The 2,107-nt window shown below is 48.8% G+C and carries 1 protein-coding gene; it reads left to right on the top strand.

Annotation, left to right across the window (positions count from 1 at the left end; all coding sequences use genetic code 11):
* A partial coding sequence (locus tag BCT81_RS28400; protein WP_102426601.1) for an immune inhibitor A domain-containing protein occupies positions 1 to 2,107 on the top strand: 2,107 nt, incomplete at both ends.

Genomic DNA, 2,107 nt, shown 5'->3' with positions numbered 1-2,107 from the left:
CAGTGTGGCGGGTCAAGCCGCAGGTTGGTATCGAGCTTCTAAGCCAGCAGCTTTCTACGGTGGTAACTCCCCGACTACGGATAACGACCTAAATGCTCAAGAGCTCGTTCGCGAAGCCCTCAACCAGTTAGCTCAAGACCCTAGCATCAACCTCGCTGATTACGATATTGAGGATCGCTACGATTACGATGGTGACGGAGACTTCCGTGAGCCAGACGGCGTAATTGACCACCTAATGGTGTTCCATGCTTCTGTAGGTGAAGAAGCCGGTGGTGGCGTGTTAGGTCCTAATGCAATTTGGTCTCACCGATTCAACCTTGGACGCACACATGTGCTAGAAGGCACCTCTAGCTCGCTTCCAGACCGCTTTAATGGCCAGTACGCGGCGTTTGATTACACGATTCAACCGATTGACGCAGCAGCCGGTGTTTGTGCTCACGAATATGGCCATGATTTAGGCCTTCCAGATGAGTACGACACGCAATACACGGGCAAGGGTGAACCAGTCTCTTATTGGTCTATCATGTCTTCTGGCAGCTGGGCTGGTCAAATTGGCGGTACTCAACCAACCGCATTCAGTTCTTGGGCAAAACACTTCCTACAAAAGTCTATTGGTGGTCGTTGGATTAATGATGACCAAATCTCAATTGATGACCTGGAAGACAATCCACAAATTTACACCTTGTTCCAAACGACAGATAACTCCCGTCCGAACATGATTAAGGTCGACCTTCCAGAGAAACAAATCGAAGGTTTGAAACCGTTCGAGGGTGAGTACTCATTCCACTCTCAAAAAGGCGACGACCTGAAAAATAGAATGACCCGTAAGCTGGAAATCCCGGCGGGCGATTCTGCAATGCTTACCTTCAAAACTTGGTACCAAATCGAGAAAGACTATGACTTTGCTCGTGTCCTTGTGAACGGGCAAGCCATCGCAGGCAACATCACCTCTATGGATGACCCCTACAACACCGGCCTAGTGCCTGCGGTTGGTGGAGAGTCTAACGGGTGGATTGATGCTGAATTTGATGTTTCTCAATGGGCAGGACAAGAAGTCGAGCTTTCGTTCGAGTACATTACCGATGGCGGCTTAGCCATGGAAGGTTTCTACTTAGACAACCTGAGCCTTGTCGTTGACGGTGACACAGTTGCGGTAGATGACGGCGAAGATAACTCTAGCTTTGCGCTTAATGGCTTCAAATTGAGCAATGGTTTCCATCAAGCTCAACACTACTACCTACTGCAATGGCGCAGTCATATGGACGTGGATGAAGGCTTGGCGAATATCAAGCGCATGGGCCAGCTCATGTCGTTCGATCCAGGTCTGATCATTTGGTATGTCGATGAGTCGCTCACTGATAACTGGGTAGGCAAGCATCCAGGAGAAGGCTGGTTAGGTGTGGTCGATGCAGACCAAAATGCCATGATTTGGCAAAACTCAGGAAAAGTCGCTCAAACACGTTACCAAGTCCGTGATGCCGCGTTTTCACTGAAAGATCATACTCCTATGCGTCTTGTGAACAGTGACAACGATGTGCTTCAGGACACAAGCCTAGTGGGTACAGCGAGCTTCTCTGATGATCAAGATTACACATCACCACAAGCTCCTGATTCGGGTCGTATTTTGACTAAGTTTGGTTTGGTGGTAGACATTGTTAACCAAAGCGATGTCAACGAATACGGTGTGGTACGTCTGTCGAAAGTAAGCCAACACAACATCGCGCCAACAGCGAACTTCGAACTCAATACTGATGGGTTGAACGTCTCAGCCCGTAACTTCAGTTCGGATCAAGATGGTGAGATCATCAGCTACCTATGGGACTTCGGCAACGGCGTAACAAGCAGTGAAATCGCGCCAACGTGGACTTACCAAGAAGCCGGCGAATACACAGTCAGCCTAACGGTAGTCGACGACAAAGATGCTAACGCATCGTTTAGCTCAATCGTTAATGTTGAGGTTCCAAACGCGCTTCCTGAAGCAAGTGCGAAGTACATTCACTTAGGTCGTTGGGTCACTATGTGGTCAACAAGCTCAGACAGTGATGGGCGAATTGTCGATACAGAGTGGACATTACCAAATGGAAAAGTGAAACGAGGTCGTACATTC

Origin of the sequence: Vibrio sp. 10N.261.52.A1 (assembly GCF_002876325.1) — a bacterium.
GTDB lineage: Bacteria > Pseudomonadota > Gammaproteobacteria > Enterobacterales > Vibrionaceae > Vibrio > Vibrio chagasii.
This window is presented reverse-complemented; position numbering and strand designations above follow the sequence as displayed.